This is a genomic window from Micromonospora sonneratiae, from assembly GCF_042679305.1.
GTDB classification, from domain to species: domain Bacteria; phylum Actinomycetota; class Actinomycetes; order Mycobacteriales; family Micromonosporaceae; genus Micromonospora_H; species Micromonospora_H sonneratiae.
The window spans coordinates 215,207-231,377 of the sequence record NZ_JBHTMP010000001.1; the positions used below are offsets into that span (position 1 = coordinate 215,207).

Below are 16,171 nucleotides of genomic sequence, written 5' to 3' on the forward strand. Positions count from 1 at the left end.
GACCGGCGGCTGGACGGACCGTTCCGTGCTGGCGTTCCGGAGGCGGCCCGGTTCGGAGACCCATCGCGCCGGAGACACGGGGCACTGAGGATGGACGTACAGGAGCAGGCTCCCCCGACGGCCGACGGCCCGGTCGAGCGGTATCTGGCCGCGGTGGAGGGGCAGTCCGGCAACGCGCCGGCGACGTACGCCGCGCCGCGCGGCAAGCGCTACCCGGGCAGTCTGCGGCGGCAGTTGCGCTGGCCGGGACCGGGTGCGGAGCCGCTGGGCGACTCGGGGCTCGACCGGCTCAGCGCCCTGCTGCTGGGGTACGCGCCGAGCCGGCTGGAGATGTTGACCACGGCTGGCTTCTCGGCGCTGACCGGCCGGCCCGGCGCCGACCACGGCGCGGCCCGTTTCCTACCCGCCTGGTTCACGCTACGGCGCGACGTACCGTCCGGTGGCGCGTTCTATCCGGCCGAGGTGTACCTGTTCTGGACCGGCTCCGCCGAGTTGTCCGCTGGTGTCTACCACTACGACAACGTGCACCACTGTCTGGAGCTGTTGCATGACGCCAACCCGGCCGCCGACCTGGACCGGCTGTTGGGTGGGCCCACCGCCGAGCCTCGGCACGCTCTCTGGCTGACCTGCCGGCCGTGGAAGAACGCCGGCAAGTACCGCGCCTTCGGCTACCAGCTGTCCACCGTGGATACCGGCGTCCTGCTCGGTCAGTTCGCCGTGTCGCCGCTGGCCGGTCGCGTACGTCTCGATGTCGATCCGGTGGCGGCCGACAACCTGCTCGGTCTGGACGGCGAGGTGGAGAGCGTGCTCGCCGTCATCGAACTGCCGGGCGACGCGTTCGCCGGCCCTGGTGCCGTGTCCCCTGCCCCGGGAGCGGTCCCGATCCAGGTACCGGTCCCGACCGGTCTGGACGCCGACCGGCTCAACCTGGCCGGGGCGGACCCGGCCGCGCTGGCGCTGCATCGGGAGATGTCCGGCCGGGGCGATCCTCGGCAGCAGGCGCATCCGTCGCCCGCTACGCCGCCCGGCACAGTCGAACCGGCTGCTGGGGCATGCCCGATCGAACTGCCGGCCGCAACGCGGCTGGATCTGGGTACCGTCCGTGGTCGGGCATCCGCCGGCGACCTGGTGCCGGGACTGCGGATCGGGCAGCTCGCCGACATCCTCGTGTACGCCAGTGGACGTCTGGCCGGCTCCGCCGCACTCGCTGACCTGGTCGGGCATCCCCGATATCCGACACTGTGGTGCCTGGTCAGCCAGGTGATCGGGCTGGCCCCCGGGGCATACCGCTACGATCCGCGACTTCATGTGCTGGCCCCGTCCGGCGGAGCAGCCGATCCCCGGCTGCCGGGCGCGGTGCCCTTCGGCATCGACCCTCGGATGAGCACCGCCGGCGCGACCATCTTCTTCGTGGCCGGTGGACACCCGCCCATGCGGAAGCTCACCCCTGCCGCCCTGCGCCACCTGCACCTGCTCACCGGCGTGGCGGTGCAGCTGTCCGGGCTGGCCGGTCAGGCCGTGGGTGCGGCGGCACGACCGGTCGGTGGATTCTCCCCGCAGGCTGCCGCTGCCCGACTCGGCCTGCCGGACGGGGAACTGCCCATCGTGCAGATGCTGATCGGTGCGCCGAAGACCCGGGCCGGCTCGTTGGCTGTGGCGTTCACGGAAGGTAGTTCAGATGCAGGGTGACGGGATCCCGGTCCTGGTCGGCACACAGACACCGGCAGAGGTCCTGGCGGCAGTCGTCGATCACGGGGCGGTGCTGCTCCGCGACGGTGGTTGGCAGCAGGACACGTTCGTGGCGCTCGGTGACGCGCTGATGGAACCACTGCCGTACACGGGTGGGTTCCACAACGAGCGGGACGTGGTCGGCGACGACAGGACCACCACCACGGTCACCCGGGGAACACAGGGTATGCCGCTGCACCGCGAAGCGTCGTACGCTCCCGGCTCCCCCGACCTGCTCACCTTCCTGTGCCAGCGGCCGGCCGAGGACGGTGGCGAGACCACCCTCTGCGACGGCATCGCGTTGCTGGCCGCTCTGCCACCCGCCGTACGGGCCGAGTTCGAGCAGTTGAGCATCGTCTGGGAGACCAGCATGCCCACCGGCACGTGGCAGCGCCTGTGCGGTACGGACGACCCCACGGTGGCCGAGCAGCAACTCCGCCGGTGGGAGGGGTATCTGCGGCCCTGGGAGTCGATCCACATCGACTTCACCGACACCGGGTTGACCACGGGGTTCGGTACGCACTGCACCCCACCGACACGCTTCGGCGGTGTCCCCTCCTTCTGCAACTCGCTGCTGATCAGTCGGCCGGCCGAGGACGAGTACCAGGACCAGCGGCTACGCGTACGCACCACCGCCGGGGGGCCGGTGCCGGAGCGGTTGCTGGACGCCGTGTCGGCAGCTGCCCAGCGGTTGACCATCGCGGTGCCGTGGCGGGCCGGAGACGTACTGCTGGTCGACAACTCGCGATACCTGCACGGCCGCCGGGCGTTCAAGGACGCCGGCCGCACGGTCATGGTCCGGATGGGGTTCCTGCACGAGAACGAGGCGGCATGAGGGCGAAACTGCGTGACGACCTGCTGTACGTACCGGTCGAGAACGGCGTCTACCTGGAGACGGGCACCGGCAGCACCGAGATCAACGGAGGTTCGGCGTACGCGTTGATCCAGCGGATCACTCCGTACCTGGACGGCTCCAACACCGTCGACGCGATCACGGCCGGCCTGCCCCCCGCCCAGAAACGCCTGGTGACCGATCTGGTCACGGTCCTGGTGCAGCGGGGCATCGCCCGCGACCTGGACAGCGAGCCGCCGCACCACCTGCAGGACTGGGAACTCGACCGGTACGGACAAGCGATCACGTTCGCCGAGCATGTCGCCGATGCCCCGCTGCACCGCTTCGAGCGGTTCCGTAACGGCCGGGTACTGATCATCGGCACGGGCCAGGCAATGTCCGCCCTGGTGCAGACGTTGTTCGACCTGGGTCTGCGGAGCGCGACGCTGCTGGAGACGGCCGAGGCGCCGACGGAACATGAGGCCTACCACCGCGTCCTCGACCGCTGTCGCGCCCTGGACCCGACGGTCGAGCTGCACCTCGTACCGGACGGGACGGCCGCGCTGGCCACGGAGACCACACTGGCGACGCTGTTCGCCGGGTACGACGCGGTCCTGCACTGCACTGACCGGACGATGGCGGACCGCGCCCTGACCATCACCCGGGTCGCCCGGGCACAGGGGGTGCCCGCGCTGCATGCCGTCCCCACCGGTGAGGGTGCCTGGGTGGGGCCGACCACGGGCGGCATCGCCGGCGGCTGCTGGGAGTGTGCCGTACGCAGTGCGCGGGGTGCCGGCTCCACCGACGGTGCGCTGCTGGCGGACGACCGGCCGGAGCTGCGGCCGGAGTTCCTGACCCCGCCGGTGCGTGCGCTGCTCGGGGCGACGCTCGGGTTCGCCTACTTCCGCAGTGCTGTCGGGGGCGAGAGCTCCACGACGAACAGGATGACCTACGTCGATCTGGAATCGGCGGAGACCAGCGAGCACCTGCTCGGTGTGCATCCGCGCTGCGGCTCGTGCCTGGTCGGACAGTCGCCCCGCCCGATCGCCGAGCGGGTGGCTGAGATGGCGCAACGGGAGTCGGTCGACCAGGAGACGTTCGCGACCCGGGTCACCGGGTTGATCGACCGGCGTCTCGGTCCGCTGCTGGAGGTCGGTACCGGAAGCCATTCACAGTTGTCGGTCAGCTGCCTGGAGGCGACCGTCGCCAGCCTGACCGCCCACGGCACCGGGCCCCGGGCCGTCACCGCAGTCGGCGGGAACCGTCGTCAGGCGCTCACCCGCGCGGCCGTCGCCGGGCTGGAACTGCTGGCCGCCGAGGCGGCGCAGTCCACCGACGTCGAATGGTGGGATCCGCGAACCGGCGAAACCGTGCCGGCCGGGCCCGACCCGGCAGCGCATACGGTGGTGGTGGCTGGCGGCTTCAGCTGGGCGGAGGCGCAGGGACGGGCACTGCTCCGGCTACGCCGCGCCGAGGCCCCGGCGCCCGCCTCCGCTCCCGGATCCGACGCGGGTACCGGGGCCGAGAACCCCGGTGGCCGGCTGGACCGGTCCGACTGGCCGGCAGCGGCCCGGGTGATGGCCGACGAGATGGCCATCCTCGGCCACGACCTGTACGCCTGGTCCGATGTGTCCAGCACACCGTCGGTCTTCGTGGGTACCCGCTCCCGATGGTTGGCGCACGCCTGTGCAACGGAACTGGACATCGCGGTGGAACTGGCGATGCAGGCTGCCGTCGCCAGCCTCACCGGACGCAGCCCGGACGGTACCGACATCGGGCCGGATGTCGGCCAGGGCAGTTGGGACACCGAACTCGACCCGCTGCTGGCGGAGGTCGTCGGGACGGGACAGCGGCTGCTGATTCGTCCGGCCGACCAGGTTCCCGCCCTACGGAAGGTACTGCCGTTCATCGTCGAGGCGACGCTGGTGCCCGACGCCGGGAGGATCCGATGACCGAAGCCGTTGTCGCACCGTCCCTGCCGGTCGACCGGGCGGGGCTGCACCTGTCCGGCGACGGGGCACTCCGACAGGCCGTGGCCGCCGGCATCGACCAGCAGCGGTACGACCTGCTGGCCCTCGACGTGATCGCCCTGGACCGGGACGACGCCGACCGGGTGATGGCCGCCGCGCAGCAGGCGTACCGGGCCGGCCGGGGCTTCCTGCCCGTGTACCCGACACCTCGGGGGGTACGGGTCGGACCGTACACCCCGGCTGGTTCGTCCGGCTGCCACCACTGCGTACGCATCCGCGAGGGCCGGGCCCGGGTCACCGGCACGCCGCAGCGATCCGCGTTGTGGGAGGCCCTCTACAGTGGCACGGTCACCGCGCCCGCACCGGTACTCGCGCCACCCGTACTGACCGTCGTGGCCGCCCTGGTCGCCGACGAACTCGACCGGATCAGCTCCGGTGGTTCACCCCGGTGCTCGGATGCGGTCCTCCAGGTCGACACCACGACCCTCGGGGTCGGTCGACACCGGTTCATCGCCGACCCGGGCTGCCCGCTCTGCGCCGACCTGCCCGAGGACGACCCGTCAGCCGGCAGCCTGACCCTCGTATCCCGGCCGAAGTCGCGACCGGACGAGTATCGGGCCCGCAGCCTCGCCGCCGAGCACGAGCAGTTGCTGGAGATGATGGTCGACGCCGAGACCGGACTGATCTCGACGCTGACCGTGCACCATCACCATCCGATGATCCTCGCGGCGGCGATCGGCGGCCCCGCCTGCTGCACCGAACTGTCCGGATACGGGCGCACGTTCCGGTACGACGCCAGTGTCTCGGTGGCCATCGCGGAAGCGCTGGAGCGTCTGGGCGGCACCCTGCCCCGGTCGCGGCGTACCGCCGTGACGGCCTCCTTCCGTGAACTGGGCGCGCAACGTGCGGTCGATCCGGTGGCCCTGGGCCTGCCCGCCGAGCCACCCAGTCACCACTCGGTCCGGTATCACCCCGACCTGCCGGTGGAATGGGTGTACGGCTACTCGTTCCGGCGTGGCGGCCCCGTACTGGTGCCGGAGAGTTCCGCGTACTACGGCTCCCATGCCACCACCTTCGGGGTGGAGAGCTCGAACGGCTGTGCCCTCGGCGGGACGATGGAGGAGGCGATCCTCCACGGCATCTTCGAGGTCGCCGAGCGCGATGCCTTCCTGGCGACCTGGTTCGCCCGGCTGCCCGTGCCCCGGATCGACCCGAGGACGTCGGCCGATCCGATGACCCGGTTGCTGGTGGGTTGGTTGGAGCGGACGACCGGAAGCCGACTGCACGTCTTCGACATCACCATGCCGGAGGGCATCCCGGCCATGTGGTTGATGCTGGTCGACGAGAGCGGCCGGGCGGACCAGCCCAGGGCACTGTGCGGGGCCGGAGCCCATCTGGACCCCGAGCGGGCACTCTGGGCGGGGCTCGTCGAGCTGGCCAGTGTCGCCGACGCCACGCAGGAGATGGTGGCCGACGACACGACCGCACCGCGTCTGGTCGCCGACTCCGATCTGGTGGAACGCATGGAGGACCACGCTCTGGTGGCGGCCTCACCGGAGAGTTGGCACCGTTTCGGCTTCCTCTACGAACGCGACGAGATCATTTCGATGGAGCAGGCGTTCCCCATTGCCCAGCGCTACCAGCCGTCGACGGACCTGCTGGAGGACCTGCGATGGGTGGTGGACCGCTACTTCGACAGCGGCCTGGACGTCGTGGTGGTCGACCAGACCGCCCGGGAGCAGGAAGCCGCGGATCTGGTCTGCGTCAAGGTGATCGTTCCGGGGCTGTTGCCGATGGTCTTCGGGCACCGTAACCGACGTGTCGACCTGCCCCGGTTGCGGGAGCTACCGGTACGGCTCGGCTACCGGTCCGCGCCGCTCGACCCCTCGGAGATCAATCCCTACCCGCATCCGTTCCCATGACCAGGAGCCGCACCGGCGTCGGTACCGTGTCCATCCGTGCCACGTTCCTGATCCATGGTGCGGTGCAGGGGACGTGGGCCTCCCGGATTCCCGGGATCAGCGATGGCCTGGAGTTGACCAACGGTGCTCTCGGCATCGCCCTGTTCCTCCAGGTCGTCGGTGGACTCGCCGCGCTGGCCTGGGCGGGCCGACTGGTCCGTCTCCACGGTGCGGTGCTCGTTACCCGGGTGGGCCTGGTCAGCTATGTCGCCTCCCTCGTCGCCATCGGGCTGGCTCCCTCGTTCGGGCTGCTGTCGGCGGCGATGGTGCTGGTCGGTGCTGCGGGAGCGGCCTGTGACGTGGCGATGAACGCCCAGGCCAGCGCGGTCGAGAAGAGCCTGGACCGGCCGATCATGTCCGGCCTGCACGGTGCCTGGAGCGCCGGTTCGCTGGTCTCGGCCGGTGTCGCCGTGGCGGTGGCGACCGTCGGGGTGGGCGTCCGACCGCATCTCGTCGCCGTCGCGGTGGTGTTGCTGGCCGTCGCCGTTCCGACGCTGTCCGGTGTACGACCGGTGCCGGTGACGCCGGCGGCAGGCCGGCAGCGTTCGGGCCCGGCTCCGGCACCACTGGTCCGTCTCGGCTGCCTGGCCGCGCTGGCCATGTACGCCGAGGGGGCCGGGGCGGACTGGAGTGCCGTGTACGTCCATGACGTCACCGGGTTGGCTGCGGGAACGGCGGCCGTGGGATACGCCGGATTCGCTGCGGCGATGGTGGCCGGTCGGTTCGTCGGTGACTCGATCGTGCGCGCTGTCGGGCCGGTGCCGACCGCCCGGACAGCGGCGACGGTGTCCGTCATCGGGTCGGTCGTCGTCATCACGGCCGTGGCGGCACCGATGGCCGTCGCGGGTTTCGTGCTCCAGGGCGTCGGGCTGTCCGTCCTGGTGCCGCTGCTGCTCAGCGCGGCGGGACGACACGGCGGCGACCACGGCGCGGGTTCGGCCATCGCGACGGTGAGCGCGATCGGCTACGTGGGTTGGCTCGTCGCGCCGATGCTGGTGGGTCAGTTGGCTGAACTGGCGTCACTGCGGGCTGCGTTCGCCACCGTGGCTGTCGCCGGCGTCGTCCTGGCCTTCGCGGCCGGTGCGGTGGCGCAACGGACCACGACACCGAAGAAGGAGGGATGCGCCGTCGAGGGATGAGGACGGCCGTCGGGATGCTCACCCGGCTCAGCGCCAACTGTCAGATCACCCGGGTCGGATCGCCCGGGAGTGACGTCGACTCCAGGCATCTTCATGTAGGAGGACAGATGACCGCGTTCCTGTATCACTTCCATGGCCTCGGCAAGTACGACTTCTCATCCATGTCACCCGAGGACCTCGAATCTCTCCAACAACTGGCGGCGGCTCGCGACGTCGAGATCCTCCCGACCGTCTATCTCCGGCGGGAGGCCCTGCCGGCGCTGCGGGAACTCGTCCAGCGGTACGGGGTCCTGGCCGCCGAGGGAGCCGTACCCAACATCGCGGGTTTCGCGATCGAAGGGCCGCTACTCGGTCCGGACGGCGGCATTCCCAGACGGGGCAGGTGGTACCCGACCGCCGACGAGTGGACGCAGATCGCCGACCTCGGACCGCACGGTCTCCGGTATGTCGTGATGGCACCTGACGGAGCTGCGCTCGACGAGGTACTCGACGACGGAATGACCTTCGCCGACCTGCTGGACCGCTGCTACGACAACGGCGTACGCATTGCGATCGGCCACTTCCACCGCAACGACCCCGAGCGCAGTGCCCGCCGGGTAGACGAGGTCCTCGACTATCTGCACTCCCGCTACGAGTCGTCGCCCAACCTGGTGTTGACCGATCACCTCTACAACGACATGCCCCGCAACTTCGTGCATGCCTGGCGGACCGAGGTGGCGCGGACGCGGCGGCCCGAACAACTGGCAGCGGTCGTGGGCCCGACCTGGACCAGGCACAACATCGGTGAACTTCTCGGCCCGGTGCCGGCGGCGGTACTCAATGCGGCACTCGACGGCCGCCTGATGCCGTGCCTCAACTTCGACGGCCGCCATGTCGATCTTGCGATCTCCCGCCGTACCGTCGACTTCCTCGGATGCGAACGACTGATCGCGCTGACCGACCACACCGAGGTGAACGTCATGGCCGGTGAGGTGTTGAGCCAGGACTCGTACAGCAGGCTGCGGTTGCGTGACGACGGTGCCGTCGCGGCCGGCTCCTCCGGCTACGAACAGCAACGGGAGAACATGCTCTCGATCGGCATGGCCCACGATCAGATCGACCAGATATTCTATCGGAACCCAAAGGCCGCAATCGATTTCCGGCCGAAGCGACAGACCGCCACCGTCTGAAATCACCCTGACCCGCCGGAGGGCCGCGACGCGATGCGCCTTGTCTTTCTTCGACACGGACAGACCGCCGAGAACACGATAAGGAGAATCTCGACCGCTCGTCCCGGCCCCCCGTTGGATACGACAGGTCGCCGGCAGGCAGCGCAGGCCGGGCGGCGGCTCGCCGCCCGGCCGGACGTACGGGCGGTGCTGTCCAGCCCGCTGCGGCGGGCGGTGGAGACCGCGACCGAGGTGGCCACCGCCCTCGGCGCCCCGGTCGAGATCGTCGAGGAGCTGGCCGAATGCGGAGCCGGCGAGATCGAGGGACGCCTCCACGACGACATCGCCGCGCAGATCGAGGACACCTGGCACCGCTGGTTCAGGCTGGCGCAACTCGACCATCCCTTCTCCCCGGGTGGAGAGTCGGCCAATTCGGCGGTGCTACGGGTCGGTCGACTCGTCGAACGGCTGAGTGCCACGGGTGGACCTGACACCACGTACGTGCTCGTCGGTCACGGCACGCTGTTTCGGATCGCGCTGCCCTACCTCTGTGCCAATCTCACCCCGGAATTCGTCCTTGCCTGCCCGGGAATCGACAACACGGAACAGGTCGACGTGGTCCGGGTCGACGGCGTCACGTACTGCGAATCGTGGCGGGGCGAGCCAGTGCCGGTGGCGGTGAGATCCAGTTGACCGCCGGCTCGGAAGCGGCACCGCACACCCACATCTCGATCGTGACCGCCGTGCATCCGCAGCGGACGGAGTACCTCACCGAAACCGCGGAGAGTATCGCCGTTGCCCGGGACAGCCTCGGAGACCACGGCATCGGGATCGAATGGTGTCTCGTGGTCGACGGCCCCGGCGTCGACCGGTCCACGGTCGACAAGGCCGGTGCCGACCACGTACTGCAGTTGCCGATCACGCAGGGAGTGTCAGCCGCCCGCAACCACGCACTCGCGTTGAGTTCGGGCGACTGGGTCTTTCCGCTGGATGCCGACGACATGCTCGACGTCGACGGTTTCACGGCCCTCGCCACCACCCGGCTGGCTGACGACATCGTCTGGGTGGCGACCAACCGCTGCTGGCTGGACGACAGGTCGCGTACGCCGCGTTGGATCGAGGAGCCACGCAGGTGGCGGCGGTACCAACTGGAGGAGGAATGGACCTCGCCCTTTCCCTTCCACCCCAACAACATCATGGTGCGCCGGTCGATCGCCCTGGCGACGTTCGGTTGGCCCGGCCTCGGGGTGAACGAGGACGTCGCGTTCTGTCTCACCGCAGCAGCCGCCGGTCCCGGGTTGACGCTGCCCACGCTCACCGTTCTCTACCGGCGTTGGTCCGGGCAGACCATCGTCCGGCCCGGATACCACGAGTCGAAGGTCCACTCCTTCGCCACGATCGAGGCGGCGGTCAACGCACGGCGCGGTCGTACGGGTATGCCACCCATCAGAGCCCCCAGACCGAGTCCGCACTGACACCACGATCCGACCCCGGCTACCGTAGCGACAACTCGCCGCCCAACTCGTAGCGTCCCGTAGTGCAAGATCGATGCTGCCTGCGGGCCGCCGAACTGGCGCTTTGATGGTAGGAGTTGGCCGTGGCAATGCGTTTCGGGATCCTCGGCGCCCTCACCGTCTGGCTCGATGGTCGGCCACTGCCACTCGGATCGAGCAAGCAGCGACTACTCTGCGCAACCCTGCTACTGAACGCCAACGAGGTGCTGAGCACCGACTACCTGGCCGACATGCTCTGGGGTGATCCCCAGCCCGCATCGGCCGCCGCCAACCTACGCACGTACGCCCACGGTCTCCGTCGAACCCTCGAGACACCGATCGGCCGGCCCCGGTTGCACCGGCGGACCGGGGGCTACCTGCTCGAAGTGGGCCCGGACGAGTTGGACCTGGTCGAGTTCCAAGCCGTCGCTGCACGCGGCCGGGACGCGTTGGCCGCCGGCGACCTCGCCGCTGCCGAGGCGAGCCTGGAGACGGCACTACGGCTGTGGCGCGGTACGCCACTGGCCGAACTGCCCCTACCACCGTTGCTGGCGCAGCGCGTCGCCCAGCTCGAGGAGGAGCGGCTGCTGACCGAGGAGGACTGGGTCGAGGCGAGGCTGTCGTTGGGCGCATCCGCCGACCTGGTCGGACGACTGCGTAAGACGGCGGAGGAGCACCCGCTGCGCCAGCGCACCTGGGGCCAGCTGATGGTGGCGCTCTACCGCACCGGTGACGTGGCCGGCGCGGTGGCGGCGTACCGACGGGCCCGGCAGACCCTGGCCGACGAGACCGGGCTGGACCCGAGCCCGGCTCTCGACCAGATCTACCAGGACGTGCTCAACCACAACCCCCAACTCACCGACACCGCGCCTGCCCGGAGCCGGTCTCCGCTACTGCGACCGCCGATGTCCGAACTCCCGCCCAGCCCGGCAGCCCTGGTCGGGCGGCAGCCGGAGATCGCCACGGTGCTGTCGTGGCTGGGGGACGCCCCCGAGCGATCCGTGGTGGCCCTGCACGGCCCCGGCGGTGTGGGAAAGTCCGCGCTGGCCGTCCGGATCGCCAGTCAACTCGCCGACCGCTACCCGGGCGGCACACTCTACGTCGACCTCCAGGGCGCTGACGCGAACCTCGGCCCCCTGCATCCGGTCGACGTGGTGAGACGATTCCTGCGCGCGCTCGGCGTACCGGGCAACGCGGTCCCCAGTGAACTCGGCGAGGCCGTCGCCGCCTACCGGTCGGAGATCGCCGGCCGGGGGCTGTTGGCCGTACTCGACAACGCCCACAACGCCGCGCAGGTCAAACCGTTGCTACCGGTGGACCCCAGTTGCGCCGCCATCGTGACCAGCCGGCAGATGCTGGCGACCCTGCCGAACAGCCACCATCTGGCGATCGGTCTGCTCCCCACCGCACAGGCCGTGACCCTGCTGGAAGCCGACTGTGGAGCCGACCGGGTGGCGGCACAGCCGAGCATGGCGACGCGGCTGGTCGAGCTGTGCGGTCACCTCCCACTGGCCATTCGCATCGTCGGTGCCCGGCTCGCCAGTCGGCCGGAATGGCCGCTGTCCAGTTTCGCCGATCGGCTGGCCGACCCCGCGCAGCGTCTCGACGAGTTGGAGTACGACGACCTCAGCGTCCGGGCGTCGGTACGGATCGCCTACACCACGATGGAACGCGGAGACCCGCGGGACCAGCGCTGCGCCCGCGCCTTCCGGCTGATCGGTGCGGTTCCCATCCCCCAGATCACGGTACGCGCCGTCGCCTCCCTGCTCGGTGAGCCGACCACCGTCGCCCAGACGGCCCTCGACCGGCTGGCCGACCAGCGGCTCGTCGACCCGCGTCGCCCCGGTACGTACGGCATCCACGACCTGTTGCGCCTCTACGCCCACGAACAGGCCGGGGTGGAATCCGACACCGAGCGTCAGGCCGCTGTCGAGCGGCTCATCGAGACGTACCTGCTCGGGGCCCGTCGTGTCGAACAGTTGGCCAACGCCGGCTGGTCACCGACCCCGGAGGAGGCGAGCGCGGTGCTCCCCTGGCAGGATGCACCGGCGACTCCCGCCGAGGCGACGGCCTGGTTGGCCGACGAACACGCAAACCTGGTTGAGCTGTTCACCCAGGCCAGCACCATGCCCGGTGACACGCCGCGACTCGCGGCCCGACTGGCCTGGGCCAGCGTCGCGGTGCTGCACCGCCACGGCTACCGGCACGAGGCCTTCACCGTCATCGACGGCGCGGTGAGCGTGACGACCCGGCTCGGCATGACGTTGGAGCTGGGTGCGGCCCTCTTCTACCGTGCGCAACTGACGAAGGGGGCCGGCAACGCGGATGCCGTCGAGGCGGACCTGGCCCGGTGCCTGGAGTTGACCAGGTCGCTGGGCAACCAGGCACGCATCTCGGCCTGTCTGGACAGTCTCGGCAACCTGCGCTACCGGCAGGGTGAGCCGGTGGAGGCGCTGGTCTTCCATGAGGAAGCGTTGGCGGTACGCCGTGCCCTGGGACTTCCGCTGCCGATCGGCGCGAGCCTGAGCAACATGGCCCAGGTACGGTTCGACAACGGCCAGGTCGCGGAGGCGTTCGAGGGTGTGGACGAGGCGTTGAAGCTCGCCCGCGAGATCGGCGCCACGGGCCTGGAGGGCGCGGCGCTGAGCATGCGGGGCCGACTGCTGTGTCGTACCGGGCACTGGGCGGATTCGCTGTCCAGCCTCACCGAGGCCATCGTCTGTACGGAGGCGACCAACGATCTGCACACCCGCTGCGAAGCGCACCTCACCCGCGTCGCCACCCACCTGGGCCGGGCCGATCACGAGGCGGCCCTACGGGACGCCACCCGGGCGGAGGACCTGGCGATGCGGGTCGGTGACCACTACCTGCGGGCCGTTGCCCGCTGGGCCGCCAGCCGGGCGTACGCCGCAGCGGGTGACGAGGCCTCCGCGCGGCAGTTGGCCGAGCAGGCCCGGGAACTCGGCCGCCCGGTGAGCGCCTATCGGGAGCCGATGTACGAGCACTTCTTCGGCAGCCTGCCTACCGCCCCATGATGGAGTGACCTGGCACGTCGGTTCATGTCGGCCAAGCACCATGATCGTGTGGCTGGGTTTCCGCAACGGAAGTCACCGCTGGCAGGCTCGCTCAGCGTCGTACACGACGGCGCATCGGCGGGACGTTCTGACCTACTTGGACCGCGGCATTTCGTTGGCGCGTACGCGGACGGCATCAGGACTCACGCCTGGCCGAGCATCTCCGGGTCCACCGCACGGCTCGGGGTCGCCCGACGACCGCGACAAGAATCAACCAGCCGGCAAGAACGAGCGAGGAGACGCACACCACTCTGCCGATCCATACGGGAAACGTCACGATGAGGCTGAGCCACCAACTGACCGGCCGGCCGTACGAACAACGACTCCGGCTAGGCCCGTCACACGCCTCCCTGAGCTCGATCCGATGACCTATGTCGTCCGGCGTGGCGATTGAGTGGTACAACGTCACCTGTTCCATCCGGCGATCTTTTTCGACGTGCACCGTGGCACGGCACTCCCAGGAGTAGCCGACCATCCAGATCGTCACCCGGAACTCACGCTGGCAACTCGTGACCTCACCCGACGCCACCACTGTCGATGGCGAGGTCTTGCCCAGCGTGCTACCCGGATAGAGGTTCAGGACAAGATTGTTGACCAGCCCCACCACGACTGCCACGAGGACCGCCGCCAGGGCCTGCCCCAGGACGAATAGACGATTCCATGGCGTACCACGCCTGTTCCAGGTCGCCAAGGCAGCGGATTGCCGCTGGGCGACCACTACCGCTTTCCGCTCAGCGGCACTTTCCTGCCGGGCGGGCAGCACCATAGCGCCAAGGCTGTTCGGACGGGGAAGCTGCTCCACGAAATCGCCGTCGGCCGCATAAGGCAACTCCAGTTGATACAGCGCATCCAGTAGGGCGACCACGTCCGCGACAACACCGGGCACCCCTGGTTTGGCGATGATGTCGAGGTGTATCTCGTACGCGGTGAAGTCGGCGAGGTCGGCCCGCGCCCCGTCGTAGCAGTCGTTCCAGTGGACCTCGATATCCGAGGCAGCCAACGCGATGCTGCCGGGAGGTCGGAAGACCCCACCAATCAAGGTGCTCAGCGTTGCCGCAAGCTTGGCGACATCATCCCCGCCCCGGACATGGACAATGCAGCAAGGACTTGACTCGGTACGGCCTTCGAGGTCACATGTCGGCACCCGCCCAGCATGCGAATTCCGGTCAAGAGTCGATCGGATGTCGAACATCAGACGTACTCCAACCGCTTCTTCCCCATGGCCACGCCACCGACGCCGTGCCGCGGCACCGCTTCGCTGACTGGGGCGCTAGCGGGCTACGCCCACTGACCGGGACGGCTCCTCCCTGTCCGGTCCGAGCCCGGTCAGGAACCGTACGACACTGTCGACGGTGGTGGGGTCACGCAGGATACGTCGGTGCCCGAGACCACTGGTCGGCAACAGTTCGGCCCCGGGCCAGGCCGCGACGAGCGCCTCACCATCGGTGTAGCGGACCTCCTTGTCCGCATGGTCGTGGACGACCAGCATCGGCGGCAGGTGCTGCTGACCGGCGGCCCGGACCACGATGTCGAACTCGGACATCTGTCGGCCGACCCGCCGTTCGAGCCGACGGAGGAAGCCGGTCCGGATCCGCTCGTCGAATCCGAGCGTCCGCGCGAAGTCGCGGGTGTAGGCCATCGGATCGCCCATCGGGGCGATGAGGACCAGCCGGTCGGCCGGCAGCCCGTCAAGGACGGCGATGGCGGTGGCGGCACCGCCGAGGGAATGCCCGATGACGGTGTACGCCGGTCCACCCACCTCGATCACGGCGGCCAGGGCGTCGACGAACTCCGGCAGCAGACCTCTCCCCCGGCCGAACGCACCGGGTGCCGAGTCGCCGTGGCTCGGCGCGTCGAAGGCGATGACCCGGTGGCCGGCGTCGACCAGTGGGGCGACGAAGGCGCTGAACTGGCCACGCCAACCGCCCCAACCGTGCATCAGGTACACCGCCGGCCCATCACCCCAGGCTTCGGCGACGACCGTACGGCCGTGCACCGTCACGGTGAACCGCTCGCCGGGCGCGTCGGGCGGGCGTACCGGGCCGCGCGGGACCGTACACCAGACGCGCTCGGCCAGTACGGCCCCGGGACCGGGTGCCACCCGCTCCAGCGCCCCGAAGGTCAGGCGGAACGCGCCCATCGTTGCCGTACGAACGATCGTGCTTTTCTTGCTGCGCCAAGCGGCCATCTCGTTCCTTCTCCGTTTTCGGATCCGATCCAGGGGTCTAGCGGATCCGGGCGTTGTCCAACAGCACGTCCACGGCCCGACGGGTCCTGGACACGGCTGCGGAATCCTTCATCAGGCGGTAGGCGTGGAAGAACCCGAGCATGACGCCGTACAGGTCGTGGGCGAACTGTTCGGGATCGGCGTCGGACCGGAACTCCCCCTCGGTGATCCCGCTACGGAACATCTGGGCGATCGACTCCATCAGGTCCCGGTGGTCGCGGACGAGTTGGTCACGGACCGGCCCGGGCTGGTCGTCGAACTCGGTGTCGGCCGACACGAAGAGACAGCCTGCCTTCCGCTTCAGACCGCAGGCCAGCCAGCCCTCCACCAGCACCCGCACCCGTCGCTCGCCACGGGGTGCAGCCAGCGCGGGATGAATGACCGCCTCGATGAAGTTCTGCCGGGCGTACGCCAGGACCTGGAGCTGAAGTGACTCCTTGGAGCGGAAGTGCCCGAACAGTCCGCTCTTGGACATCTCCATCTGGCTGGCCAGGGAACCGATGGTGAGCCCGGCCAGGCCGATCCGGTCGGCTATCTCCGCCGCTGTCGCCAGGACCGCCTGCCTGGTCAGCTCGCCCTTCCCCACGCCGACATCGTTG

Annotated in this window: 12 protein-coding genes; 9 read left to right on the forward strand and 3 right to left on the reverse strand. The window is 69.7% G+C overall.

The features are described from left to right. Window positions 1–90 precede the first annotated feature (90 nt). From ACFQ4H_RS01040 to ACFQ4H_RS01080, 9 genes are all read left to right on the forward strand, one after another. Window positions 91–1,689, forward strand: coding sequence for a hypothetical protein (locus ACFQ4H_RS01040; protein WP_377565783.1), 1,599 nt, complete (start codon window positions 91–93; stop codon window positions 1,687–1,689). Further along, the gene (locus ACFQ4H_RS01045; protein ID WP_377565786.1) at window positions 1,679–2,563 is read left to right on the forward strand and encodes a TauD/TfdA family dioxygenase; all 885 of its coding nucleotides are present in this window, start codon (window positions 1,679–1,681) and stop codon (window positions 2,561–2,563) included. The genes ACFQ4H_RS01040 and ACFQ4H_RS01045 overlap by 11 nt, the downstream gene beginning before the upstream one ends. Further along, a complete protein-coding gene (locus ACFQ4H_RS01050; protein WP_377565788.1) occupies window positions 2,560–4,512 on the forward strand; it encodes a TOMM precursor leader peptide-binding protein in 1,953 nt (650 codons plus the stop codon). Before ACFQ4H_RS01045 ends, ACFQ4H_RS01050 begins: the two co-directional genes overlap by 4 nt. Beyond that, window positions 4,509–6,452, forward strand: coding sequence for a TOMM precursor leader peptide-binding protein (locus ACFQ4H_RS01055; RefSeq protein ID WP_377565790.1), 1,944 nt, complete (start codon window positions 4,509–4,511; stop codon window positions 6,450–6,452). The genes ACFQ4H_RS01050 and ACFQ4H_RS01055 overlap by 4 nt, the downstream gene beginning before the upstream one ends. Next, on the forward strand, window positions 6,449–7,630 hold the full coding sequence (locus tag ACFQ4H_RS01060) for an MFS transporter (RefSeq protein ID WP_377565793.1): 1,182 nt from the start codon (window positions 6,449–6,451) through the stop codon (window positions 7,628–7,630). Before ACFQ4H_RS01055 ends, ACFQ4H_RS01060 begins: the two co-directional genes overlap by 4 nt. A gap of 107 nt (window positions 7,631–7,737) precedes the next feature. Next, window positions 7,738–8,799 (forward strand): hypothetical protein, encoded by a 1,062-nt coding sequence (locus tag ACFQ4H_RS01065; protein WP_377565796.1) that lies wholly within the window; start codon window positions 7,738–7,740, stop codon window positions 8,797–8,799. 33 nt (window positions 8,800–8,832) lie between these two features. Beyond that, a complete protein-coding gene (locus ACFQ4H_RS01070; RefSeq protein WP_377565799.1) occupies window positions 8,833–9,471 on the forward strand; it encodes a histidine phosphatase family protein in 639 nt (212 codons plus the stop codon). After that, window positions 9,429–10,253 carry a glycosyltransferase family 2 protein gene (locus tag ACFQ4H_RS01075; protein ID WP_377565802.1) on the forward strand — a complete coding sequence of 275 codons (825 nt, stop codon included), beginning with the start codon at window positions 9,429–9,431 and terminating at the stop codon, window positions 10,251–10,253. Before ACFQ4H_RS01070 ends, ACFQ4H_RS01075 begins: the two co-directional genes overlap by 43 nt. A gap of 128 nt (window positions 10,254–10,381) precedes the next feature. Then, complete coding sequence (locus tag ACFQ4H_RS01080; RefSeq protein ID WP_377566225.1) at window positions 10,382–13,306, forward strand: AfsR/SARP family transcriptional regulator; 2,925 nt, start codon at window positions 10,382–10,384, stop codon at window positions 13,304–13,306. A gap of 175 nt (window positions 13,307–13,481) precedes the next feature. On the opposite strand, the gene ACFQ4H_RS01085 is transcribed toward ACFQ4H_RS01080, so the two are convergent. The 3 genes from ACFQ4H_RS01085 to ACFQ4H_RS01095 form a co-directional block, all read right to left on the reverse strand. Continuing rightward, window positions 13,482–14,537, reverse strand: coding sequence for a DUF6346 domain-containing protein (locus tag ACFQ4H_RS01085; RefSeq protein ID WP_377565804.1), 1,056 nt, complete (start codon window positions 14,535–14,537; stop codon window positions 13,482–13,484). 78 nt (window positions 14,538–14,615) lie between these two features. After that, complete coding sequence (locus ACFQ4H_RS01090; RefSeq protein ID WP_377565807.1) at window positions 14,616–15,533, reverse strand: alpha/beta fold hydrolase; 918 nt, start codon at window positions 15,531–15,533, stop codon at window positions 14,616–14,618. Window positions 15,534–15,570: 37 nt separating this feature from the next. Next, window positions 15,571–16,158, reverse strand: a complete 588-nt coding sequence (locus ACFQ4H_RS01095; protein WP_377565810.1) for a TetR/AcrR family transcriptional regulator — start codon at window positions 16,156–16,158, stop codon at window positions 15,571–15,573. Window positions 16,159–16,171 lie beyond the last annotated feature (13 nt).

What these genes read in the sequence shown, in the direction of transcription:
- ACFQ4H_RS01085 (WP_377565804.1), bottom strand. Translation starts at nt 14,537, where the DNA reads ATGTTCGACATCCGATCGACTCTTGACCGGAATTCGCATGCTGGGCGG.
- ACFQ4H_RS01090 (WP_377565807.1), bottom strand. Translation starts at nt 15,533, where the DNA reads ATGGCCGCTTGGCGCAGCAAGAAAAGCACGATCGTTCGTACGGCAACG.
- ACFQ4H_RS01045 (WP_377565786.1), top strand. Translation starts at nt 1,679, where the DNA reads ATGCAGGGTGACGGGATCCCGGTCCTGGTCGGCACACAGACACCGGCA.
- ACFQ4H_RS01060 (WP_377565793.1), top strand. Translation starts at nt 6,449, where the DNA reads ATGACCAGGAGCCGCACCGGCGTCGGTACCGTGTCCATCCGTGCCACG.
- ACFQ4H_RS01050 (WP_377565788.1), top strand. Translation starts at nt 2,560, where the DNA reads ATGAGGGCGAAACTGCGTGACGACCTGCTGTACGTACCGGTCGAGAAC.
- ACFQ4H_RS01065 (WP_377565796.1), top strand. Translation starts at nt 7,738, where the DNA reads ATGACCGCGTTCCTGTATCACTTCCATGGCCTCGGCAAGTACGACTTC.
- ACFQ4H_RS01055 (WP_377565790.1), top strand. Translation starts at nt 4,509, where the DNA reads ATGACCGAAGCCGTTGTCGCACCGTCCCTGCCGGTCGACCGGGCGGGG.
- ACFQ4H_RS01040 (WP_377565783.1), top strand. Translation starts at nt 91, where the DNA reads ATGGACGTACAGGAGCAGGCTCCCCCGACGGCCGACGGCCCGGTCGAG.
- ACFQ4H_RS01080 (WP_377566225.1), top strand. Translation starts at nt 10,382, where the DNA reads ATGCGTTTCGGGATCCTCGGCGCCCTCACCGTCTGGCTCGATGGTCGG.
- ACFQ4H_RS01070 (WP_377565799.1), top strand. Translation starts at nt 8,833, where the DNA reads ATGCGCCTTGTCTTTCTTCGACACGGACAGACCGCCGAGAACACGATA.